At 63.5% G+C, this 23,087-nt stretch carries 18 protein-coding genes and 1 pseudogene; 11 read left to right on the top strand and 8 right to left on the bottom strand.

Annotated features, from left to right (window positions below; genetic code table 11):
- Positions 1 to 42: 42 nt before the first annotated feature.
- Positions 43 to 2,202: an acetate--CoA ligase family protein gene (locus GXN78_RS39600; protein WP_164256364.1), complete on the bottom strand. Its 2,160-nt coding sequence runs from the start codon at positions 2,200 to 2,202 to the stop codon at positions 43 to 45.
- A 171-nt stretch (positions 2,203 to 2,373) separates the two neighbouring features.
- On the opposite strand from GXN78_RS39600, the gene GXN78_RS39595 reads away from it, so the two are divergent.
- The 3 genes from GXN78_RS39595 to GXN78_RS39585 all read left to right on the top strand — a co-directional run bounded on the left by GXN78_RS39595 (position 2,374) and on the right by GXN78_RS39585 (position 5,138).
- Positions 2,374 to 3,312 carry a LysR substrate-binding domain-containing protein gene (locus tag GXN78_RS39595; protein WP_106561095.1) on the top strand — a complete coding sequence of 313 codons (939 nt, stop codon included), beginning with the start codon at positions 2,374 to 2,376 and terminating at the stop codon, positions 3,310 to 3,312.
- 119 nt (positions 3,313 to 3,431) lie between these two features.
- Positions 3,432 to 4,295, top strand: coding sequence for a MaoC family dehydratase N-terminal domain-containing protein (locus GXN78_RS39590; RefSeq protein ID WP_106561094.1), 864 nt, complete (start codon positions 3,432 to 3,434; stop codon positions 4,293 to 4,295).
- A 69-nt stretch (positions 4,296 to 4,364) separates the two neighbouring features.
- A complete protein-coding gene (locus tag GXN78_RS39585; RefSeq protein WP_106561093.1) occupies positions 4,365 to 5,138 on the top strand; it encodes an SDR family oxidoreductase in 774 nt (257 codons plus the stop codon).
- A gap of 175 nt (positions 5,139 to 5,313) precedes the next feature.
- Here GXN78_RS39585 and GXN78_RS39580 read toward each other — a convergent pair whose 3' ends face one another.
- Positions 5,314 to 6,309, bottom strand: coding sequence for an IS30 family transposase (locus tag GXN78_RS39580; protein WP_106561524.1), 996 nt, complete (start codon positions 6,307 to 6,309; stop codon positions 5,314 to 5,316).
- Between the two features lie 628 nt (positions 6,310 to 6,937).
- On the opposite strand from GXN78_RS39580, the gene GXN78_RS39575 reads away from it, so the two are divergent.
- Complete coding sequence (locus tag GXN78_RS39575) at positions 6,938 to 8,296, top strand: IS701 family transposase (RefSeq protein ID WP_164255346.1); 1,359 nt, start codon at positions 6,938 to 6,940, stop codon at positions 8,294 to 8,296.
- 1,059 nt (positions 8,297 to 9,355) lie between these two features.
- Here GXN78_RS39575 and GXN78_RS41805 read toward each other — a convergent pair.
- The 6 genes and pseudogenes from GXN78_RS41805 to paoA form a co-directional block, all read right to left on the bottom strand.
- Positions 9,356 to 9,505, bottom strand: a complete 150-nt coding sequence (locus GXN78_RS41805; protein ID WP_239143091.1) for a hypothetical protein — start codon at positions 9,503 to 9,505, stop codon at positions 9,356 to 9,358.
- Positions 9,506 to 9,842: 337 nt separating this feature from the next.
- Positions 9,843 to 10,107 (bottom strand): annotated as a pseudogene (locus GXN78_RS39565) (aconitase family protein); the annotation flags it as partial.
- A 268-nt stretch (positions 10,108 to 10,375) separates the two neighbouring features.
- Positions 10,376 to 10,618, bottom strand: coding sequence for a tannase/feruloyl esterase family alpha/beta hydrolase (locus GXN78_RS41800; RefSeq protein ID WP_106561443.1), 243 nt, complete (start codon positions 10,616 to 10,618; stop codon positions 10,376 to 10,378).
- A 668-nt stretch (positions 10,619 to 11,286) separates the two neighbouring features.
- A complete protein-coding gene (paoC, locus tag GXN78_RS39545; protein ID WP_164256362.1) occupies positions 11,287 to 13,497 on the bottom strand; it encodes an aldehyde oxidoreductase molybdenum-binding subunit PaoC in 2,211 nt (736 codons plus the stop codon).
- A 1-nt stretch (position 13,498) separates the two neighbouring features.
- Entirely contained in the window at positions 13,499 to 14,449 is a 951-nt protein-coding gene (locus GXN78_RS39540) for a xanthine dehydrogenase family protein subunit M (RefSeq protein WP_164256360.1), read from the bottom strand.
- Positions 14,446 to 15,087: an aldehyde dehydrogenase iron-sulfur subunit PaoA gene (paoA, locus tag GXN78_RS39535; protein ID WP_106561355.1), complete on the bottom strand. Its 642-nt coding sequence runs from the start codon at positions 15,085 to 15,087 to the stop codon at positions 14,446 to 14,448. Before paoA ends, GXN78_RS39540 begins: the two co-directional genes overlap by 4 nt.
- A gap of 815 nt (positions 15,088 to 15,902) precedes the next feature.
- Between paoA and GXN78_RS39530 the strand changes: the two genes are divergently transcribed.
- The 7 genes from GXN78_RS39530 to GXN78_RS39500 all read left to right on the top strand — a co-directional run bounded on the left by GXN78_RS39530 (position 15,903) and on the right by GXN78_RS39500 (position 22,957).
- Positions 15,903 to 17,324 carry an MmgE/PrpD family protein gene (locus tag GXN78_RS39530; RefSeq protein WP_106561356.1) on the top strand — a complete coding sequence of 474 codons (1,422 nt, stop codon included), beginning with the start codon at positions 15,903 to 15,905 and terminating at the stop codon, positions 17,322 to 17,324.
- A gap of 16 nt (positions 17,325 to 17,340) precedes the next feature.
- Positions 17,341 to 18,276: a LysR family transcriptional regulator gene (locus GXN78_RS39525; RefSeq protein WP_239143090.1), complete on the top strand. Its 936-nt coding sequence runs from the start codon at positions 17,341 to 17,343 to the stop codon at positions 18,274 to 18,276.
- A gap of 191 nt (positions 18,277 to 18,467) precedes the next feature.
- The gene (locus tag GXN78_RS39520) at positions 18,468 to 19,448 is read left to right on the top strand and encodes a tripartite tricarboxylate transporter substrate binding protein (RefSeq protein WP_106561358.1); all 981 of its coding nucleotides are present in this window, start codon (positions 18,468 to 18,470) and stop codon (positions 19,446 to 19,448) included.
- Positions 19,449 to 19,770: 322 nt separating this feature from the next.
- Positions 19,771 to 19,989 (top strand): hypothetical protein, encoded by a 219-nt coding sequence (locus tag GXN78_RS39515; RefSeq protein ID WP_146163232.1) that lies wholly within the window; start codon positions 19,771 to 19,773, stop codon positions 19,987 to 19,989.
- Positions 19,986 to 21,014, top strand: coding sequence for an AraC family transcriptional regulator (locus GXN78_RS39510; protein WP_106561359.1), 1,029 nt, complete (start codon positions 19,986 to 19,988; stop codon positions 21,012 to 21,014). The genes GXN78_RS39515 and GXN78_RS39510 overlap by 4 nt, the downstream gene beginning before the upstream one ends.
- A 205-nt stretch (positions 21,015 to 21,219) precedes the next feature.
- The gene (locus GXN78_RS39505) at positions 21,220 to 22,470 is read left to right on the top strand and encodes a porin (protein ID WP_106561360.1); all 1,251 of its coding nucleotides are present in this window, start codon (positions 21,220 to 21,222) and stop codon (positions 22,468 to 22,470) included.
- 94 nt (positions 22,471 to 22,564) lie between these two features.
- Positions 22,565 to 22,957, top strand: a complete 393-nt coding sequence (locus tag GXN78_RS39500; RefSeq protein ID WP_106561361.1) for a LysR family transcriptional regulator — start codon at positions 22,565 to 22,567, stop codon at positions 22,955 to 22,957.
- Positions 22,958 to 23,087 lie beyond the last annotated feature (130 nt).

Genomic DNA, 23,087 nt, shown 5'->3' with positions numbered 1-23,087 from the left:
GTGCGAGACGTCATCGGCGCGCGTCAGTTCGAGCCCGCGTGCTCAGGTGGACGCGTGGGGGGCTGCAGCGCCGCGCGGGCTCAGATGCGCCTCCACGCGAACCGCCGCATTCTCTGCGGGCGGGGCGGCTCCCACCACCAGAGCATCGACTACTCGCAGGCCCTTGCCCTTCTCTTTGACGATGATCGGGTTGAGTTCGAGCTCTTGGATATCGGGACAGGCCAAAAACATATCCCCAAGCCGCACGGCCGCATCGATGAGCACGCCCACATCCGCCGCAGGCTTGCCGCGAAATCCCTGCAGCAGCGTCCAAAGCTTGAGCTTGCGCAGCGCCGATTCGACCTGGTCGGCTGTCACGGGCAATGCCAGGTGCGCAATGTCCCTGTAAAGCTCGACGGCCACACCGCCCGATCCCACGGAAATGATGGCGCCGAAGTCCGTGTTGCGGAGGCAGGACACCACGACCTCGACGCCGCCTTCCTCTACCATCTCCTGCACCAAAATGCCGGCCTGCGGCTTGCCCAGGCGCAGCCGGAAGTCGGCGGCGACCCGGTCGACCTCCGTCGGGGACGCCACGCGCAGCTTCACCAAACCCAATTCGCTCTTGTGCTCGGCGTCGGACGGAAGCGCCTTGACGACGACAGGGTACTGCAACCGCGCACACGCAGCAGCCGCTTGTTCGCCGGCCGCGAGGACGACCCATCCGGCCGGCGTCGCACCCGCATCGCGGCAGAAACTCATCATCGAATCCCAGTCGCCCGGCAGCGCGCGCGTCGGTGGCGTCGCGCGCGGCTGCGAGGGCGGCAGAGACGCGTGCTCCCGAAGCCTGTAGAGAAGAGAGAGCGCGCTCATCGTCTCCGCCGGCTCCGATGACAGGAGGACGCCTGCTTCGCGATAGGTCCGCCGGGTCTCCACATCCAGGCTGTCGCCCACGAAGCTGACAATCACCGGCAAATCACGGGCCAACTCCTTGTAGAACTCGCCGTCGCGCTGCAGATAGCGACGCCCGCTGTTCGCGTGCTGAATGACGAGCGCCTCGGTGCGGGGGTCTTCCGCCAACGCTTGGCAGGTATTGCGGAACATGTCGGGAACGGTGTTAATCTGCCCCGTAAGATCGATCGGGTTTTCTTTGCGCGCGAAGTCGGGCAGAAGCACGTCCAGCCGCGCGGCTGTGGCTTTGGTGAGCTGCGCCAGTCGAATGCCGCTGTCGCTGCTATGGTCCGCCAGGAGCGCCGCGGCGCCGCCAGACGAACTTAACATCGAAAGTCCTGAGAGCGGATCGCTTGAACGGCGCGGATAGGGCATGAATGCCAGCACCTCTACCGCTGAAAGCAATTCACCAAGGCTCCCCACAGCGATAACGCCGGCTTGGTTCAGCACATCGGAATAGACCGCGTGCGGCGACGCGATCTTGCCGGTGTGCGAAGCCGTTGTTTGCTGGCCGAGTTCAGATTTTCCGGCCTTGAGCACGACCACTCGCACGTCGCGGGCACGGGCGCGCTCTGCAATCCGAAGGATGCGGTCCGCCCGACTGAGGCCCTCGATATAGAGGGCAACTACTCGAACATCCTCCTGCTCGACGATCCACTCCAACGCGTCGAGCGCGTCGAACACCGTCTCGTTGCCCACGCTGACCATGTAAGAGCACCCCAGGCCGCTGCGGTGCAAAGACGTGGAAATCGCGCCGCCCAGAGCTCCGCTCTGGCTGATGATGGCGATCGGGGCAAACTGGACGTGATCCATGTTCATCGCGGCAGGACTGTAAGTCAGCATCGCCTTGGCCCGGACCGACCATATTCCCTGGCCGTTCGGACCGATTACTGTCACGCCGTGCTTGCGTGCCGCCTCGGCAAGTGCGATGGCCAGGTCCTTTCCTTCGTCCGTCTCCTCGAATCCGGCGCTGAAGACAATGGCGTTGCGGATATTCCTGGCACCGCATTGATCGATGATCCCTGGCACTGTTTTAGCCGGAGTGATCACCAGTGCGACGTCCGGAATTTCTGGAAGATCGTCGACACTCTTGTAGGCCTTGAGCCCTTCGACCTCGGTGTGAGTCGGAGTGACAGGGTAGATCCGCCCTTCGAAACCGTGCTTCATCAGCGCGCGCAGCAGCAGGTTTCTCGGGTTACCCTGCACAGGTGACGCACCGATGACGGCAACGCTCTTGGGGCGGAACAGGCGGTCGAGGGATTCAGTTGTCATGGAGGTCGATTTAATTGCACTACGTTCAGCGACGAACTTTGAACGAGCGACACGATGGCGTCCAGACGCTTTTTCTAGCTTGTTAAGTAACCAGGACTTACCAGCGTCCCGTGCCGTAGCGCGAGCCGCGAATTGCATCGACAATCAAGCTCAAACTGGAGACATGAACATATGGAACTGAGGCACCTCCGCTACTTCGTTGCGGCCGCCGAGGAGCAGCATTTCGGCCGCGCCGCCGAGAAGCTGCACGTGACGCGGCCCGCTGTATCGAAAATCATCGCCGACCTCGAGGACGAACTCGGGATGATGCTGTTCGAGCGCAGGGGACATCGCGTGACGTTGACGCCGGCTGGCAAGCGGCTGCTGCCCGACGTTAAATCCGTAATGATCATGCTGATCGACGCATTCAAGATGGCGAGGAAAGTCAGTGAGGGAAAAGCCGGCAACCTGAGCGTTGGCTATGGGGCGCTCACATTGCACAACACCCTGTTCCGAGAGTCCATCAAACAGTTCAAGGATGCCCACCCAGACGTGGCGCTGACTCTGGTGGAACTCGCCACCCATGCGCAGCTCAAGGCGGTCTCCGACGGCCGGATCGACGCTGGCTTCATGCATTTCGGCACCCTGGGGACGTCACCGCAGCACAAGCGGAACGCGCTCGTTCCGATGCCGGACAAGGCCTCGCTCGACTGGCTGACCATCGAGAACGGCCATTTGGGTGTGCTGATGGAGGAGAGTCATCGATTCGCCGGCAAGAAGTCCCTTGCGCTGAGCGATCTCGCGAATGAGCGCTTCATCGTCGTGCCGAAGTCGAGCGCAAGCCCTGGCTACGGAATGCTGCATCTGATGTGCCAGCAAGCAGGCTTCGAGCCGCATGTCGAACAGGAAGTCGACTCCTTCGCCGCGATGTTCAATCTGGTCTCGGTGAACATCGGTATCGCGTTGTGCGTGCGGGGCAGAAACTTCACTTATCCGCGGCAGCTCAGGGTCGTACCCTTGCGCCAGGTCGATTACTCGACGGACTTCATCGTGGGATGGCTCAAGGGCCAGACTAATCCGCTGGTTGCCGTACTGGTTGAAACCGTGCGGCGCGTGGCCGGTCTCCACTGACCCGGGGGCCTGGGTTGCCTTCTCGTTACCGAGCGTTAAGAAAAGGCCACGCGACAGATGGTTTGGGCGAAGTCAAACTTGCCTTCTCGCACGAGAGCGACACAGGGGCACGACAAGGAATGACCAGCAACCTCCCATCCGCCGACTTCCAGTCCTGGCTCGGGCGCAGCATGACCACCGAGGACGAGATCACGGCCTTTCCGATCAACGCGCTCGCCGCCGTACTGGATCGCGAGCCCGCCGGGGCGCATGTGGGGATCACTGTCCCGCCGTTGTGGCACTGGCTGTATTTCCTCCCGCTCCATCGTCCTGGCGACATTCGCCATGACGGGCACGCGCGCGGCGGCGACTTCATGCCACCGATCCCCCTGCCCCGCCGGATGTGGGCGGGCAGCAAGTTCATCTGGAATCAGGATAACCCGCTAAGGGTCGGCGATAAGGCGAGGCGCATATCTCGCATTGATGCGATCACTCCGAAGACCGGGAAAACCGGCGAACTGGTGTTCGTGAAAGTCGTGCACGAATACCACAATGAAGAGGGACTGTGCTTCACCAACGAGCACAACAGCGCCTTCCGTGGTGCCGCCAAGCCCGGGGAAACCTCTTCGACGCCCGTTGCCGCGGACACCATCGCTGACTGGCGACGCGAACTGACGCCGGATGCCCTGCTGCTCTTCAGGTATTCGGCGCTGGCCTTCAACTCGCATCGAATTCACTACGACTATCCCTACGCGACCCAGCAGGAAAAGTACCCGACGCTGCTGGTGCAAGGACCACTGATCGCCACGCTGTTGATGGACCTCCTGCACCGCAACGCGCCACACGCACGAATCCTTTCCCTGGACTTCAAGGCAGTGCGCCCGACCTTCATGGGCAGGCCCGTGCAGCTGCGCGGCCAGTCCGACGGCAGTGCGGTGCGGTTGTGGGCGAGCGACGACGAGGGCCAGCTCACGATGAGCGCGAACGTGGTTCTTGCGGCTTGAACCGGCACCGGCGCGCCCTGACAGGCGTGCAGCGTCGGTTGGTTTCTGTTTTTCTACAGAGGTAACCCCATGGATCTTGGAATTAGAGGCAAATTGGCACTGGTCACGGCTTCCAGCGGCGGGATGGGCATGAACATCGCGCACACGCTTGCCGCCGAAGGAGCGAACATTGTCCTGTTCGCCCGAACCGAAGACAAGCTGCAGGCGGTGGCCAAGGAGATTCGCGAGCGGCACGGCGTCGAAGCTACGGCCGTCGCCGGGAGCATGGCGGAGAAGGCCGACATCGCGCGCCTGGCCGGGCGATTGGACGCGCTCGGAGGCGTGGACATTCTCATCCTCGTCAGCGGCCGCCCCCCCAACCCCTTGCGGCCGACCTTGGATGAAGACGACTTGGCCCGCTGGGACCAAGCCTACCAAAGCCAGCTGCGCAACGTGATCCAGGTGGCCAACGGCATTGCGCCGCAGATGCTGGGCAAGCGCTGGGGCCGGATCATCGCCATCACCTCCGCATCTGCCAAGGAACCGATGGCGGTGCACGCACTCTCGACGGTTTTCCGCGCGGGGGTGACCGCCTACATGAAGGGACTCGCCAACGAGATCGGATCCAGCGGCATCACCGTCAATTGCGTTGCCCCGGCGCTCATCGACACCTCGCATCGAACGGGTTCGGCGGCGTACACGCCCGAGCAGGCGGCGAAACGCAAGACTCTCACGCCGCTTGGACGGATGGGTACACAGGAAGAAATCTGCGGCGTAATCGCCTTCCTCGCCTCGCAGCAAGCCGGCTTCGTGACGGGTTCGACCATCGCCGTGGAAGGTGGAATGCTCGGCTCTCTCTTCTGAAGGTCGCGGCGGTTCCTCACGGCAACTTTTTGCGATGCGGACATGCTTCAGAGGTTCCGGGTCTAAGACAATGACCTGATCCTTGTCGAGTCTACTTTCCCTCAAGGAATATCGACGACGGATAGCGTTCGCGGCATTGCTACGGCGGTTTCAAGTCCGAAGCGCAACACCGGGGTCAATGAACTGAAGTTGATGGCTTATGAGAGCTGGCCAGCGTTTGTGCGAACACCTCCAGCGGTGTGCGCCAGTTGTGCGTAGCACGCGGCCTGGTGTTCAGACTATCGGCGATGGCGTCGAGCTCTTGCTGCGTGTACACCGACAGGTCGGTACCCTTGGGCAGGTACTGACGCAGCAGCCCGTTGGTGTTCTCGCAGGTGCCGCGCTGCCAGGGGCTGTGCGGGTCGCAGAAGTAGACCCGCACGCCGGTGTTGGCCGCCAGCTCGGCGTGACGCGCCATCTCCTTGCCCTGGTCGTAGGTCAGGCTTTGGCGCAGGGGCGCGGCGATTGCATTGAGCTTGACCGTGAAGCCGGCCAGCGCCGCGGCGGCGGTGGCATCCTCCATGCGCGCGAGCAGCACCAGACGGCTGCTGCGCTCGACGAGAACGCCCACCGAGGACTTGTTGCCTGTGCCCTTGATGAAGTCACCTTCCCAGTGTCCGGGCATGACCCGATCGTCGATCTCGGGCGGGCGCACATGAATGCTGACCATGTCCGGGATCTGGCCGCGCCGATCCGTGCCGCGGCTGCGCGGCAAGCGCGTACTGCGGCCCTGACGCAGGCAGGCGATGAGCTGACGGCGCAACTCGCCACGCGGTTGCGCGTAGATGGCCGTGTAGATCGTCTCGTGAGAGACGTGGCGCTGAGGTTCGTCGGGGTACACACGCCTGAGCGTAGCGGCAATCTGCTGGGGCGACCACTTCCAGCTCAGCAAGGTCAGCACGACGCCCCAGGTAACGCTGCTCACATCGAGCTTGACCATCGGCCTGGCGGTGCGGCGGCGTCGCGCCTGCAGAGCCGTGGCGGTGTCGCTCGCGTAGCCGAGCTCAGCGCAGCTGTTGCGCCGCAGTTCGCGACTGACCGTGGAGGCCGGCCGCGCGAGCACGCGGGCGATCGCCCGCGTGCTCGCGCCCTGCAACTTCATGCTCGCGATCGTCATTCGTTCCTCAGGCATCAGCTGCCTGTACGTTGCTCGTCTTTCTTCCACTACAGCACCTTACATGGAGTGAGGTGTTGCACTTCAGATTTGAGGCCGCCTACCTTCATAGATATTGACCCGAGCAGTCACTGTACTCAACAAGGAGGTTGCGCGCGCGCAAGCGAGACATCAGCGATCAGGTTCTAGAGACGGTTTGGGTCGCCGCACCGTTGGTCCTCGGCCTTGCTTCCTACCTAATCGCACCCGCGATCGCCTCACACAGCGTTGTTGTGTGCGACGGGGGCTTCCACGCCAAAATCCAACATACAACACCCAGAATGACATGGTGCTCAGATTCATCCTTCCTGCGCCTGGGAAACTCAAGCAGCGGATGCCCGTATCGGTTTGGGTGACTGACTGCCAATGGCGCGAAAGGTTGCTCGGACGGCTGATCGGGATGAACCGCCTTTTGAGAACGCACCTCGAGGCGCTCGAGCATAGGGTCGCCGAATACAGCGCCGCCGTCCATCGCCAGCGTTCATCCGTACTCGTTCCCAAAGCGCACTGACAACGACCACGGCCCCGACCACTAGTCTTACTGTGTTAGTAATTTGAGTGAAATCAAGGCATTATGCGCACTTCTTCAGGAGAAGGGCGAACCTTGATGGAAGACTTGCAGGAATTCGAGCGGTACATGGCCCATCTGAGCGAAGGCCTGGGACATTCAGATCGGCACGCCGGGCTGCGCGGGTACACCACGGGGCTGATGTCGCCGCTGCAGCGCAAGAGCGTGGAGCCGATGGCGGCACATATGGACCCGCTGAATGTGCGTTCGCGCCACCAGTCGCTGCACCACTTCGTGGCCGACGCGAATTGGTCGGATGAGCGCATGCTGCTGGGGATATGCCAGTGGGTCGTGCCTCTGATGGATTTCAGCGACGGCGGTTGGTGGATCATCGATGACACAGGATTTCCCAAGCAGGGGCGGCACTCGGTGGGCGTCGCGCGCCAATACTGCGGGATGCTGGGCAAGCAGGACAACTGCCAGGTGGCGGTGAGCGTGTCGCTGGCCTGCGCGGCGGCCAGCATTCCGGTGGCGTGGCAGCTGTACCTTCCCCAGGAGTGGGCCGACGACCAGGCCAGACGCGAGAAGGCCGGCGTGCCCGAGGCAATCGAGTTCGCCACCAAGCCTCAAATCGCGCTGCAGCAGATCGAGCACCTGGTGGCTCAGGGGGCGCCGAGGCACTGCGTGCTGGCCGACGCGGGCTACGGCGTGGACACGGCGTTTCGCGAACGCCTGGACGAGCTTGGATTGCGCTACGTTGTGGGGGTGACGGGCAGCGTCACGGTATGGCCGCCCGGGCACGAACCCCTGCCGCCCAAGCCTTACAGCGGTAGGGGCCGCGTGCCACGGCGGCTGCGCCGCGGCGACGCCACCGCCCCCGAGCACCGGCCCCGCACGGTCAAGGACGTGGCCTTCGACATCGAGCCCGACGACTGGCAAGAAGTGACCTGGCGCGAGGGCACGAACGCCGCGCTGCGCTCGCACTTCACGCGCGTGCGGGTCCGTGCAGCGCACCGCGACCAGCGGCGCAGCGAGCTGCGCGAGCCGCAATGGCTGCTCATCGAGTGGCCCGAGGGCCACGAAGAGCCGCTGAAGTACTGGTTGTCCACGCTGCCCGAGGACACGTCGCTGGAGCGCATGGTCTACGAGGCCAAGATGCGCTGGCGCATCGAGCGTGACTACCAGGATCTCAAGCAGGACCTGGGCCTTGGACAGTACGAAGGCCGGGGCTGGCGCGGCTTTCATCATCACGCCAGTCTCAGCATTGCCGCCTACGGCTTCCTGCTGGCGCAGCGGCTGCAGCACCCCGACGAGGTCGGGGGTAAAAAAAACTCCGCACGCCAAGAGCCTGCCCTACCCACGCATTACAAACCTCGGGGAAGCCCAGAGGGCGCAGCGCCACGTCCCATCCTCCATCACGAGCTTGCGATTGCGTATCGGCGCACTGCTGGCTCGTAACCTGCCCCGATGTCCCTGTTGTCTTCGGCACCAACGAGCCCTAAATATTTAACACAGTAAGACTAGGACCAAGCTCTATCACGCCGTCAGCTTGTGCGCCGGCATCACGTACACGATGGGCGGGATCGCGATCGACGCGCACGGTCTTCGCTCCACGCGTCCGGCCAGCCGATACCCGACGTTTGTGCCGCGGTTAGAGTCGTCGATGGTGAGAGCGCAAACGGGTTGCCTATCTCGGTGGCCTGACGCCTTCGCCGATCTCCGCGCTGCGGGGCGGCGAGCGATATCGCGGAGTGGGCCAACGCGCTATGAGGCAGGCCAGCAGGGACGAGTGCGACCGGATGCGCGTGCCTTCGGCTTAGGTGCAATCCAGTTACCACGTGTTGAGAAAAAGTCAAACTCGAATGAGCCGCATGACGGCACACTATCTTTGATAGTCGCATTCTTTCGCGGCATTCAAAACATGGAGAAACCCATGGCTGCATGCGTTCCACAAACCGCTCTTCTGACCCGGGCGCGAGGCCGGTACCCAGACAAACCGATCACAGTGTTGGTCGACTTTTTCGTTGACGGGTCCACCCACTTCTTCAGGCACCTGCTCGTCAAGAAAAAGCTCACCGACGCACTCCGGCAGCCGGTCGCAACATCTCTTCATTGACGAGGAATGGCTCACCTTTCGGCCGGAGGACCTATTCTTCCCTTAATGGCTCCGCTGTCGTTTGTCGGAAGGCGAAGAGAAAATGACGGCTGCCGATCGTCAGCACTGGTGCCTGTGTTCGGAGCCGACGTGAGATCAGGGTCAACTTGAAGAGCGCCCGCATGGAGCATCGAATAACTCTTCAGCCGATGGAGCAGGCGCGCGCAGCGGCGAGAGGACAGGAAAAGACGTCGACGGGAACACTCGCGGCGAGCTTTGACGACGCAACTTTCGGGCAGTTCAGAATGCCGCATATGGGATTCAATCTCGCAAGGATTGATCTGGTCTCACTGCGCCTAGCCTCGCTTTGCGCACAAACAGGGTCGCTATCCGCAGCATCAAGACGCGCACACTGCTCCATTTCAGCCGCGAGCGAAAGGCTCGCTGCACTCGAGGATGCGCTCGGCGCCCGCCTGTTCATCCGGGACCACCGGGGCCTGAAGATCACGGCTGCAGGCGAATTGCTGGTCCACCACGCAACCTTCATCCTGGAAAGCCTTGAAGTTCTGCATGGACAGCTTTCCGCTCCACGCCTGCAATTGGCGCCCTAACGCGACCGCAGCTCTGAGTCGAGCCTGGCCGCCCAAGAAGGGCAAAGCTGATGGTGGACTCGCCGCTTCCGCCGCGGTGGCTTCAAGAGTCGGCATCGAATCGGTTTGGTGCCCCTGGCTCGGCCACCCCTCCTTCACGGTCCGGTGCGAGCGATTGTGGCGCAGAGTGCGCGATGCTCTGTGGCGGGCAAAGGCGAGACCGCAATCGAGATTGGCCGCGCCCCAGTTGCATCCTTGAAGGAAGAGCTTGAGCTGCTGCCGCGATTCAACGCGAGCTGCGCCGTCACCGCCCACGGTAAGGCCGGATCTCCGTCATCGGCGTACCGGCCTCGAGTCCCAGGTACGCCAACGCGCGACGCATGTCCTCGCGCTTCACCGGCCCCCTCCTGCGCAGGGTCAGGCACTCGACCGGCGACCGGAACGACCATCTCGGGCGGCGTGTCCCAGGTCACCACCGGTGCCACGTCCTCCGCATCGATCTCGACGACCGCGTCGAACTGCGCGCCGTCGTCGCTCGCAAGCGTGCGCCAGTGGGCAGCGCGGATCCAGGCCTCGCCCTGCGGGCGAACGGCCGGCCTTCATGCGGCCTTCCATCGATATCGCACGGATCGCGCTGTCGCTGACCTACACATGTGTATGACTACGGCGAAGTGCACGTGTAGTTAGACGCCAGTTTCGCGGCATCGACATCGTTCGCCGGACCGGTGTAGCGCGGGTACTGCGGGTGCAGGCGAAGTGGCCTCGTGAACGCGACGCTGCCGTCCGGCTTGCGTTTGGTTGCCGTGAGTTGGCCAGGGGCTGCGTCTTGCGTCGCCCAGGCATCGATCACGCTTACGAGGTTGACCGCATCCGCGCCCGGGCCGCCCGAACGATGATCGACACCTGGCGGCTGGTAATAGCAAATCTGTGGAAGGTCGCTTGGCCGCCCATGGTCGACTTCACCTTGTCGAGGTAAGCCGTGGTCGCCCGATAGCTTGTCGCAGCATCGTTCTGCCCATGCCAGAAGATCACCTTGCCACCACGCTTCATGAACGGATGCAAGTCGGCGTCGTTCGCGCTGTTCAGGGCCTCCATTGCTTATAGGCCCGTCGGATTCGAGTTCCAGTCGTAGGTGAGCGTGTTCACGGTCAACCCGTTGGCGAGGTAACCCTTGACCGTTGCGTCGGCCAAGAGGAATGCGGGCCGTCACTGCCATTGCCCGACGTCCCTGTGTACCACGAACCCCGAGCACCAACAGCGAACGCCTCTGTCGGAGCGTCCTCACTGCCGGTCAAGGCCCAGCCGGGGGGGTGTACTTGCCTCCGACAAACTCGACGGTCCGGTCCAGGTGTTCACGGCTGCAAGTTGAGCGTCCGACAGACAGTTATGTCGCTATCCGTTCCGCCCACGCAGCGAAGCACCGCCGGACTGAACCTGCAGGCGGTCGGGTTGGATACCACGCCATCGACGATCCCGTCTTGCGCGTCGCATGTCCTGCGCACTGCGCTTGCAAGAAGCCGAACCTTGTCTTGGGCGAACGCACCTCCGGGACCACTCCATCAACATGTCGTGGCGGTAGGTTGGCACTATGCTGACCACAGCTGCGCTGTATCTCACGCCTTGAGCACCAGAGCTGCGGGCGTGCTGTGTCCCCAGCAGCTGGTCCGGGCAAGCTCCGGTGTGTGAGCAGTGCCCTGCGGGCGCATCGCCGAGTTTAAGCGACTGCGCTCCTACCTCACCGGCCCGCAACCAGCGCGTGGGCCTCACGCCACTGGCGGCAGGCGCTCCAGCAGCTTGTCCAGCGTGACCGGATAGTCGCGCACGCGAATGCCGGTTGCGTTGTAGACGGCATTGGCCACCGCGGCAGCGACGCCGCACATGCCGAGCTCGCCCACGCCCTTGGCCTTCATGGGCGAGGAGATCGGGTCGGTCTCGTCCAGGAAGATCACGTCCTGGTGGGGGATGTCGGCGTGCACCGGCACCTCGTAAGCCGCCAGGTCGTGATTGACGAAAAAGCCATGCCGCTTGTCGAGCGCCAGGTCCTCCATCAGCGCCCCTCCGACTCCCATCGTCATGGCGCCGATCACCTGGCTGCGGGCGGACTTGGGGTTCAGGATGCGCCCGGCGGCACACACGGCGAGCATGCGCCGGACCCGGATCTCGCCCGTCGCGGCGTCGACGCCGACCTCCACGAAGTGGGCGCCGAAGGTCGACTGCTGGTACTTCTTGTCGAGGTCGCCGTATTCGATGCCGTCCTCGGCCGCGAGGCCGTTCGTGCCGGCCGCCTCGGCGAGCGGCACCGCGCGATCGCCGGCGCGCACCATGCCGTCCGAGAACTCCGCGTCGCCCGGCGCGATGCCGAGCTTCTTCACCACGGCCTCTCGCAGTTTCATGCAGGCGGCGTAGACACCGGAGGTCGAGTTGTTGGCGCCCCACTGCCCGCCCGAGCCGGCCGAGACGGGAAACGCCGAGTCGCCCAGACGCACGAGCACCTTCTGCAGCGGCACGCCCATCGTTTCGGCGGCGGTCTGCGCGATGATCGTGTACGTCCCGGTTCCGATGTCGGTCATGTCGGTTTCGACAGTGACCACGCCGCGGTTGTCCAGGCGCACGCGCGCGGCCGACTTGGTCAGGAGGTTGTTGCGGAATGCCGCGGCAACCCCCGTGCCCACGAGCCAGCGCCCGTCGCGCTGTTGCCCGGGTCGTGCGTTGCGCTTGCTCCACTCGAAGCGCTCGGCCCCGGTGCGCAGGCACTCGATCAATTTGCGCTGCGAGTACGGGCGGTCGGGCTTCTCTGGGTCGACTTGAATGTCGTTGAGGACGCGAAACTCGACCGGGTCGAGCCCCAGCTTTTCCGCCATCTCGTCCATCGCGATCTCCAGCGCCATCATGCCCGGCGCCTCGCCGGGCGCGCGCATGGCGTTGCCTTCGGGCAAGTCCAGCACCGCCAGCCGTGTGGTCGTCAGGCGGTTCGCGCCGGCGTACAGCAGCCGTGTCTGGTTGACCGCGGTCTCGGCCTGTCCGCCGGGCAGGTCGCCGGACCAGCCCTCGTGGGCCATGGCGGTGATCTTGCCGTCGGGCGTGGCGCCGATGCGGATGCGCTGGATCGTCGCCGGCCGGTGCGTGGTGTTGTTCATCATCAGCGGCCGCTGCAGCGCCACCTTCACCGGCCGCCGGGCGGCCCGCGCGCCCAGCGCGGCGAGCACCGCATCCGCGCGCACGAACAGCTTGCCGCCGAAGCCGCCGCCGATGAAGGGCGAGACCAGGCGGACATTGGCCTTCGGGATGCCGAGCGTCTTGGCCACATCGCCGACGCCCCAGGCGATCATCTGGTTCGATGTCCAGACCGTGAGCTTGTCGCCCTTCCAGGCCGCGACCGAGGCGTGCGGCTCCATCATCGCGTGCGACTCGTCGGGCGTGGTGTAGGTCGCATCCAACTGCAACGGGGCCGCGGCGTAGGCGCCGGCGAAATCTCCCGCCTTCGTTTCCGGCGGACCTGAGAATTCGTTGGGCTTCGGCATCTGCGCCGCATCCTTCTCTGCAACCAGGTCGAAGCGCCCGGGCGAGCGCGTGTACTCGATGCGCACCAGCTGCGCCGCGGCACGCGCCTGTTCGAAGGTGTTCGCGACGACGAGCGCCACTGCTTGATGGTAGTGGTCGATCTCGGGCCCGCCCAGAAGCTTGGCCGTGTTGAAGTCCCCCTTGCCGAGCTTGCCGGCGTTGCGGGCAGTGACGATGGCGAGCACGCCCGGCGCTGCGCGCGCGGCGGCCAGGTCCATCGAGGCGATGCGGCCTTTCGCAATGCCGGCGCCGACCACGTAGCCATAGGCCGCGTCAGGCGCCACATCGTGACGCTCGTACGCGTAGGGTGCCGTGCCCGTGGTCTTGAGAGGGCCGTCGACGCGGTCGGTGGGCTTGCCGATTACTTTGAGCTGATCGATCGGGTTGGTCGTGGCGGGGGTGTCGAATTTCATATCAGCTCCTCGCTTGCACCAGCGCGGCGGCCAGCGTGCGCTCGGCCAATGGCAACTTGAATGCGTTCTCGTGCGTCGGCTGGGCGCCGGCCAGCAACTGGGCCGTCACCGCCTTGGCGCCCTGCGGCATGGCGGCCTCCGCAGCCTCGAGGCGCCACGGCTTGTGGGCCACGCCGCCGAGCGCCACCCGCCCCGACCCGTCGCGCTGGACGATCGCCGCGACGGAAACGAGCGCGAAGGCATAGGAAGCGCGGTCGCGGACCTTGCGGTAGGTGTGGGTGCCGCCGACGGGACGGGGGAGCGTCACGGCGGTGATCAGCTCGTCCCGCTCCAGCGCCGTCTCGATGTGCGGCGTGTCGCCGGGCAGCCGGTGGAAATCGGCAATCGGGATCACGCGCGTGCGGCCGTCGGGGCGTACCGTCTCGACCGCCGCGTCGAGCACGCGCATCGCCACCGCCATGTCGCTCGGGTGCGTTGCGATGCAGGCCTTGCCCCCGCCGATCACCGCGAGTTGGCGACTCACGCCACCGATCGCGCTGCATCCGCTGCCGGGCTGGCGCTTGTTGCACGGCTGGTCCGTGTCATAGAAATAGGGGCAGCGCGTGCGCTGCAGCAGGTTGCCCGCGGTGGTTGCCTTGTTGCGCAACTGGCCGGAGGCGCCGGCCAACAGCGCGCGGGACAGCACGCCGTAGTCGCGCCGCACGCGCTCGTCGGCGGCCAGGTCGGTGTTGCGCACGAGGGCGCCGAGGCGCAGCCCGCCCTCCGGCGTCGCTTCGATCCTGTCCAGGGCAAGACCGTTCACGTCGACCAGGTGCGTCGGCGCCTCGATCTGCAGCTTCATCAGGTCCAGCAGATTGGTGCCGCCGGCGATGAACTTGGCACCCGGGCTCCGTGCGACAGCCGCCGCGGCTTGCGCCGGAGAACGCGCCCGCTCGTAGGTAAACGGCTTCATGTTCTGCTCCCCGCCACTTCCGTCATGGCGTCGACGATGTTGGAGTAGGCGCCGCAGCGGCAGATGTTGCCGCTCATGCGCTCGCGCAGCTCTTCGGGCGAGAGGAGAGGACGGGCGTTGAGATCCGTGCTCACATGGCTCGGGACCCCGCGCTTGATCTCGTCGAGAACGGCGACCGCAGAGCAGATTTGACCGGGCGTGCAGTAGCCGCACTGGTAGCCGTCATGCTTGACGAAAGCGGCCTGCATCGGGTGCATGCGCTGCGGCGTGCCCAGTCCCTCGATCGTGGTGACCTGCGCGCCCTCGTGCATGACGGCGAGCGTCAGGCATGAGTTGATGCGCCTGCCGTCGACGATCACGGTGCAGGCGCCGCACTGCCCGTGGTCGCAGCCCTTCTTGGTGCCGGTCAGGTGCAGGTGCTCGCGCAGCGCGTCGAGCAAGGTCACCCGCGTATCGAGCTCGAGCGTACGAGCCTGGCCGTTGACGCTCAGCGAGAGCTTCATCAGCGGCACAGCAGCGGCGGAAGCCGCGGCCGGCGCGGCCGCAGCGGGCGCCGTAGACGACACCGCAGCGGCGGCCGCGGCGCCGGCGATGAGTGCGTCGCGTCGTGAGATCAAGGGGGTTCCGGGACTGTCCATGTCAGCTCCTGTCGTTTCGCTATTCGTGTGGTGCCAGTTCGGACGCCCCTCAGATCCCATGAGAGTCAGAACTACGCATTGAAAGATGAAGGTTGGGGGTGTCATTGAGAAGGAACTCTTGGCCTGCCTAACGTAGGCTCATGCCGGGTCCTCGATCGGTCTCATAGGCGAGGGTATTGGCAAGTACGGCACGGATCTGCATGGCGTGTGCTCTCGAACGGCCCCGCGTCGACCGGATCAGATCCGCTCGTTCAAGTAGACCGCAACGCAACTTCTACTCTTTTCATCGTCACCGCAGAACAAGGTGCCAAAACGAGGTATCTGGTCAACACAGCAATGGCCGAACGTAACCTCATGCCCGCTTGTTCGCCCGGACCCCAGGACTCCAGGAACTCCAAACTTCCATGAATTTGCTCCCGTGGATTGCAGACAGACCCCGAGGACTGGTCAGGTTGGCGGCGGCAATGCCGATCAAGAGCACCACGGCAAGAAACGCTATTTTTGCAATAACTGTAGGCCGATCGGTAGAGCATTTCGCTCTTTTTCTTGCCTATTCCGATGAATCGCATCGTCTCGTTGGAACAGAACTGCGGCTCGGAAATGCATCATCGATGCATTGCGGCGCCGCGCGGAGTCGGCTCGAATGCTGGAAGCAATCGTACGGCGCTATGCGGTTCAGCTTCCCGCGTGGCGCAAAGCTCCTTCGCCTCGGCCCGCGGGAATCCAGCGCGACCTGTCTCCTAAACTGACCGGTGGATTCAGCGATGTGCCCCCTCCGCGGGCGCGTCGCGTTCGGCGTCTGAAGGAGACAATCAGTGACGACCAATATCGAAAGCTTAGCCGCCTTCACCGCGGACACTCGCTTCGACACGCTACCCGCCAAGGTGGTGGAGGAAACCAAGCGTGTGCTGATGGATTCGCTGGGCTGCGCACTCGGCGGACTGGACCATCCTAAGGGAATTATCGGTGTGCAGTACGCACGCCTCCAGGGTCCCGGCATGCCTGGGGCCCAGGCTTCCATCATCGGCACCGGCGAACGCATTTCCGCTATGGCGGCCGCCTTCGCCAATAGTGAACTGATCAACGCGCTGGATTTCGATGCGATCCTTCCACCAGGCCATGTGAGCCCCTATGTCATTCCCGGCGCATTGGCGGCAGCCGAGGCGGCAAGAGCTTCCGGTAAGGACTTGTTGTGCGCGGTGGCCGTCGCGCACGAGATGTCCAACCGGATCGGCAAGGGTCTGGACTACCTGCGCGACATCAAGGACGGCAAGATCTCTCCACCGCCGGTGCACGGCTATGCGAGCACTGTCTTCGGTGCCACGGCAGCGCTGGGCAAGGTCAAGGGCCATTCGTCGGAAATGCTGGCAGACGCAATCAGCATCGCTGCGAGCATGTCGCCGGTTAATGCGCAGTGGTCTTGGTCGCTGCACGTCCCGACAGCGACGATCAAATACGCAGTGGCCGGCGCACTCGTGCAAGCGGCGATGACTGGCGCATCGCTGGCGGAGCTCGGCCACACGGGCGACAGGAAGCTGCTGGACGACGCCGAATGCGGGTGGCCCAGGATGAGCGGCAGTTCGCGCTGGTCTCCCGAGTCAGTCATGCCCGGACTCGGTACCGAATGGATCTTCCCGGCCGAACAAACCTACAAGCCGTATCCGCACTGCCGCGCCCAGCATGCTCCGATCCAGGTAGTGCGCGAGATCGTGAGCGCCAACGGCATCAAGCCTTCGGAGATCGAGGGCATCAAGGCCTGGGTGGAAGGCTTCGTGATGCAGCCCCTGTGGCTGAACCGCAAGATCGAGCACGTGACCCAGGGCCAGTTCAGCATCGCACATGGGCTCTCCGTGGCCGCCCATCTGCTCCCTCCAGGGAAGTCGTGGCAATCGCCTGAGGTAGTGTTCGACCCGTCGGTGCTGGCGCTGATGGAAAAGGTCGAGTGCGAAGTCCACCCGGATTACGAAAAGCTGCTGACCGCCAACGCAGCCAGCCGCCCGACACGCATTGAGGTGCGCGCGCGCGGAAAGACTTTCGTCGGGGAGAAGCGCTGGGCCAAGGGGACACCGTCCCCCGACTCCGACACCTTCATGACCAATGAGGAACTCCTCGAAAAATTCGCTCGCAATGCCGAAGGCGTCCTATCGGCGCGCAACATCGACCTGGCCGCCAAGACGATCTGGGATCTGGAGTCCACTCGGGACGTAGGCGAACTGATGAAGCTACTGCGGTCCTAGCCAGGGGCAGATTGCCTTGACTGACGAATTCACCCGAATCAAGACCTTCATCAAGGTCGTTGGAGCGGGAAGCTTCTCGGCAGCCGCGCGCGACGTCTCGTCCATCAGCTCGGTGGCGCGACAGGTGAAATCGCTCGAAGATGATCTCGGAGTCCGGCTGCTGAATCGCAGTACTCGCAGCCTTTCCCTGACTGACGTAGGACGCTGCTTCTACGAACGTGCGAAGGCGATCACCAACGACCTCAGCATCGCCGAAGCCGAGGTCAGGTCTCTGCACGACGGCGTGAGAGGGCATCTGAGCGTGTCCCTGCGCGTGGCGGCCGGCACGACCGTGATCATGCCGGCCCTGCCGCAGCTACTCGCGCAGTACCCTGACCTCTCCCTCGACATCACGCTTTCCGACGAGAGACGCGACCTCATCGCCAACGAGATCGACGTGGCTGTGTGGCTGGGGGAGCCGCCCAATGCGGACATCGTGGCGCGGCGCCTCAGCCCGAGCTGTCGCATCGTCTGTGCATCGCAAGGCTATCTGGAAAGACGCGGCATTCCTCGCGCGCCGCAGGACTTGCGACGGCACGAATGCCTGGTTCATTCGACCCTCCCCTACTGCGACCGCTGGAGCTTTACGCGCGAAGGCCAACACAAGGAGGTCGAGGTGCGCGGCGGCGTCAGGTCGGACAACTCAATGGTCCTGCTCTCGTCCGCAGTGGCCGGTCTGGGCCTTGTCATCGTGCAGCAATGGATGGTGGGCCCCCTGATCGCGGCAGGCCGGATTCAACGAGTGCTCGGCGAATGGACCGTGAGCCCGCGCCAGGGCGACGCAGCCTTGTATGCGGTTTATCCAACGAGCCGAGGCCTTTCGCGCAAGGTCCGGGTGTTCGTGGACTTCCTCCTTGAAACCTTCGGCGCCCCGGGCGGGCGTGGGTTGAACGTCGCGAGCCCGCGGCACTAGACGGCCAGGAAGAGGTAAGGGGCAAACCCTATTGCCCATAAACATACGCCACGGTATGGTTTACCACGTTGCAGTGTGAACGACAGGCCTTGGCTGAGCGCACACCCTGTGCACAGCACCTTCCTGAGAAGTGCAGGTGCATCTCGCAGAGTGATTCCCAACATTTCGAAGCGCCAACGATTGGAGACAGCATGAGCTTGAATCGACGCGACCTGCTCCTCTCGGCAGGTGCCCTCGCCTGTTCGTCGCAGGCGCGGGAAGCGGCTGCCCAAGGAGCATTCCCTTCCCGGCCAGTGAAACTGGTTGTGCCGTTCGCACCCGGCGGAGGCGGCGACATTGTCGGTCGCATGGTCACTCCAAGGTTGGGTAGCGTTCTGGGGCAACCCGTGGTGGTCGACAACAGGGCAGGCGCTGGCGGCGCGATCGGGGCACAGGTCGCCGCGCGCTCTGACCCTGACGGGTACACGGTGCTTCTGCACAGCAGTACTCTGGTAATCAATCCCCAACTCACAAAGTCGGCGGGCTACGACTTCAGGACCGACTTCACGCCTATCTCGCTGCTTGCCGATTTTCCGCTGGTGCTCATCGTCCATCCCTCGTTGCCGGTGGGGAACTTCTCGGAGTTCGTGGCCTATGCACGGGCCAAAGGCTCGGAGTTCTTTTACGGCTCCGCCGGAAACGGCTCTACTCAGCACCTCGTCGGCGAGCTGTTCAACAGCATGGCCGGAACGGCGATCAAGCACGTCCCGTTCAAGGGCAACGGACCCGCCACTTCCTCGCTGCTAGCGGGGGACATCCAGGTGTTCTTCGACATCGTGCCGTCGGCCCTTAGCCACGGGCAATCCGGGAAGCTGCGTCCGTTGGCCGTGACCGGCAGCAAGCGCTCTCCCGCGTTGCCGGATCTGCCTACGCTTCGTGAAGGCGGGGTGCCCAATTTCGACTTCAGCATCTGGTACGGACTCTTCCTGCCCAAGGCGGCTTCTTCCACGGTTGTGCAGCACTGGCGGCGCGCGGTGGAAGGGGTAGAGGCGGACAAGGAGCTTGGGGCTCGACTGGCAGCACAAGGCTTTCAGCCGCTGCGCTCCTCGCCTGCGGAGCTCTCTGCACTCATGGAGCGCGATTGGGCAAGATGGGGCAAGGTGATCGCCGACGCCCACATCAAAGCAGAGTAGTCACATGGGCGAGTGCGCTTCCGTTTTCGCGGCTTCATGCAAAAACGATAGTGCCGTCTCCGGGACCGCGCTTTCGCGGCCGTGTATTTCGCCGCACGAGGCAGACTGGACTCATCGCTCGTCCATCCCAAATGGCTTCTATGCCCGGTCCTAGGCGTGGCCAAACCGGTCCTTTGCGTGGCTTGCAAAAATCCTTGGCATTGCAGCACGTAGCGGTGACGCGAGGCAATTCCTAGAATTTTAAGCATCAGGGATGCTTGGTCGTAGCAAGCGCGGCCGCGGCAAAACAAAGAGGTTCGAACGGACTGCCATGCAGGAGACGATGAATGCCATGCGCGTGGAGCAAGCTCCCGAATTGAGCGATGCCGAGCTCGAGGAGGCGCTGCATGCTGGTGAGCGGCGATGGACGCCGAGGTCGCATTCTGCATACGAACCCGTCTATGTAGAAGGCACAACAGCGATGAAGCAACTCCAAGACGAGCGCGATCGTTTTGTCGCCCCGCCCTGCTGCCTCTCACACCGGCCGATCACTGAGCCATGAAGACCGAAGGGCAGTCTCGCCTTCCGTTTGCGCCGCCGGTGTACATCCGATGCGTCGTGGACTGCCTTAACAGTTTCGGCGTCCGTCCTTCGACCGTCCTCGCCAACGCGGGTCTAAGCTGGCAAGACCTCTGCGACGGTCAGCGGATGGTGGACTTCGAGATCTTCCGCCGATTCGTCTCCTATGCCATCCAGTGCAGCGGCGAGCCGGACCTCGGCCTGATCGCAGGCTCGATGCTCCAGCCCTATCACTCCCCGGCGGGCATTGGGGCAGTAACGAGCGACAACCTAGGACAGGGCCTGCAGTTCCTGAGCCGGCATGCCAGACTGATCTTTGGGTGCCACGAGTTTCAGCTGAAGAACGGACCGCAATGGAGCACCCTGTCGGTGAAACCGATCGTCCCGCTGTGCGAGACACATGTCTTCGTTATGCAGACGATCGTTGGAGCGCATTGTCGCCTGCTGGAGGCGATCCTGGGTCGGCCTGCGGACGAACTCGCCGTCGGGCTGCCGTACCCCCGTCCTGCCGACGGCCAACTTCCGTGCCTGCGCTACGTTCGAAGGGTGAGCTTCGATCAAGACTGCCTCTTGCTCGAACTGCCTACGGCGCTGCTTCGATCGCCTTGCATCGCGGCCGACCCGAAGGCGTTCTCCGAAGCAGTGCAGCTCTGCCAAAAGATGGAGTCAGAGCTGGTGCATGGCGCCTTCGTACAGAGCGTGCGACGTGCGCTTCGGGAGCGACTCGCGGCCAACCCCGATGCGGGCGAGCTGGCTGCGGAGATGGGCATCCCGGCACGCATGCTGGCGAGAAGGCTAGCGGAGGTCGGCATGACCTATTCCGAGATCAAGGACGAACTGCGTAGGACACATGCGGCTTGGTACCTGCGCAATACCGAGCTGTCGATCGAGCGCATTGCCTTGCAGCTGGGATACGGCGATCACACGAACTTCACCCGCAAGTTCAAGGACTGGTATCGGGTCGCGCCGAGCAAGATGCGGCAGGCCATGCGGATGGCGTCGCAATGAGCGACGTCGCGATTCAACAACACGATGCTGCTCGCAGAGTCTCGACTTTGCATAGTTTTCACGTGACCTTGCATAAGTGGCCGCCTTCAGAAGAACGATGCTGATGGAATCGCGCCAACTTCCCATAGGGAGTTGGCGCGGGGGTCCGGCAAGAGCACAAGTGCTAAGCCAGGAGCCCTTTTGTTTAATCTTGGAGAAACTTGCAATGAAAAAATCTTTGGTTGCTCTGGCTACTCTGGCTGTCGCCGGCGTAGCCTCAGCACAGTCGTCGGTCACGCTGTTCGGGGTGGTTGATGCGGCTGTCAGCGGCTACTCAAACAAATCGGACAACTCGAACTCCCTCCTGATCCCTCCGGTGGGCTACGTTGACAGTATCAAGGTTAAGCGAACCGCGCTTGCGACCAATGGCTACAACGCCAGCCGCGTCGGCTTCCGTGGCACGGAAGACTTGGGCGGCGGCTTAGCTGCCAGCTTCTGGCTCGAAGCCCCGATCAAGAACGACGACGGGTCAGAAGGTATCGCAACCTTCGCACGCCGCTCGACGGTGAGCTTGTCCGGTGGATTCGGTGAAATCCGCCTGGGTCGTGACTACACGCCGCACTTTTGGAACGACACCGTGTTCGATCCGTTCGGCACCAACGGCGTCGGCACCAACCTCATCTACGTTGCCAACGCCGGCTTCACCTCCTGGCTCGGTGGTGGGGCAGCGAGCGTCGGCAGCATCACCAACGTGACCGGCAGCAGCTACGTTCGTTCCGGCAACAGCATCGGCTACTTCCTGCCCCCGAACCTCGGCGGCTTCTATGGCCAGGTGATGTATTCCTTCCACGAGCGCGACAAGTACGATCCAGGCACCCTGACCCCGACGACGCTGAACACCCAGCGCACCGGCCGCTACATCGGTGGCCGCTTCGGCTACGCCAATGGCCCGCTGGACGTGGCTGCTGGCTACGGCGCTACCACCATCGGCGACAACTTCTATGCCGGCACGACTACGAACGCCAAGACCGCCAACGTCGGAGCTTCCTACGACTTCGGCGTCGTGAAGCTCTTCGGGGAATATTCGAAGACCAAGAAGGAAGTCGAGCAGGACAGCCTCCTATTCACGTCAACCCCCGACGTCGACCTGAAGGGCTACCTGCTGGGCGCGACCGTGCCCGTCGGCCCCGGCCTGATCCGCGTTTCGTTCTCGCAGGTCAAGTACGACTTCAACCTACCCTTCACCTTCCTTGGCACTGACGATCCGAAGGCCAACAAGTTTGCGCTTGGCTACGTTCACAATCTGTCGAAGCGTACGGCTCTGTACGCCACGGTGGCGCGGATCCGCAACAAGAACGGTGCCAACGTGACAGTAGGCGGGCCAGCTTTTGTGACGAGCACCACCCTGGCTCCAGGACAAGCCTTCACGCCGAAGACATCGACGGGCTACGACTTCGGTATCCGCCACGCCTTCTGACCCGGCGCAAGCGCAATTTGGTGCCTCCGATGAGGCCTCTGAAAGGCCACTCGGACCTGCGGTTCGGGTGGCCTTTCGCAGCGACGAGCCTCCAATGCACAATATCATCTCATCTACACCGCCTGCAGAAAAGTTGATCGACCTGAATGATCTTCGGGTCTTCGCGTACGTCGCTTCGCTGGCCAGCTTTTCCCTGGCGGCTGACGCATTGCAGATCCACAAGTCGAGCGTCAGCAGGAGTATTGCCAGGCTAGAGGCGATGTTTGAGACGCCCCTGCTCCAGCGCACCACGCGCAAGGTGCTACTGACAGGGCGAGGCATCGCGTTGAAGGAGCGCTGCGACGACATCCTTTTCCTCGTCAACAGAACTATCGATCACGCAGGCGAAGTCGATGCACGAATTCCCGGTGCACTGCACAGGGCTACACGCGTAGGGGACGTCACCTTGACAACCCGGCGCCCAGGCAACTTTCGCCAGAACCACTGAATCGCCACGGGCGTACGCAGTCGACCAGACGGCGTAGGGGCCTCTCCGAAGGCTACGATGAAGAGTCCGACGACTGTGCCGCGTGCGTTCGACGTACGCCGAACGGCGAGCGAGTGATAGAGCCACGACG

The sequence above is a fragment of the Variovorax sp. WS11 genome (assembly GCF_010499245.1).
Classification (GTDB): Bacteria; Pseudomonadota; Gammaproteobacteria; order Burkholderiales; family Burkholderiaceae_C; genus Variovorax.
The sequence above is the reverse complement of the archived record's forward strand: the minus strand, read 5'-3'. Positions and strand labels throughout refer to the sequence as shown.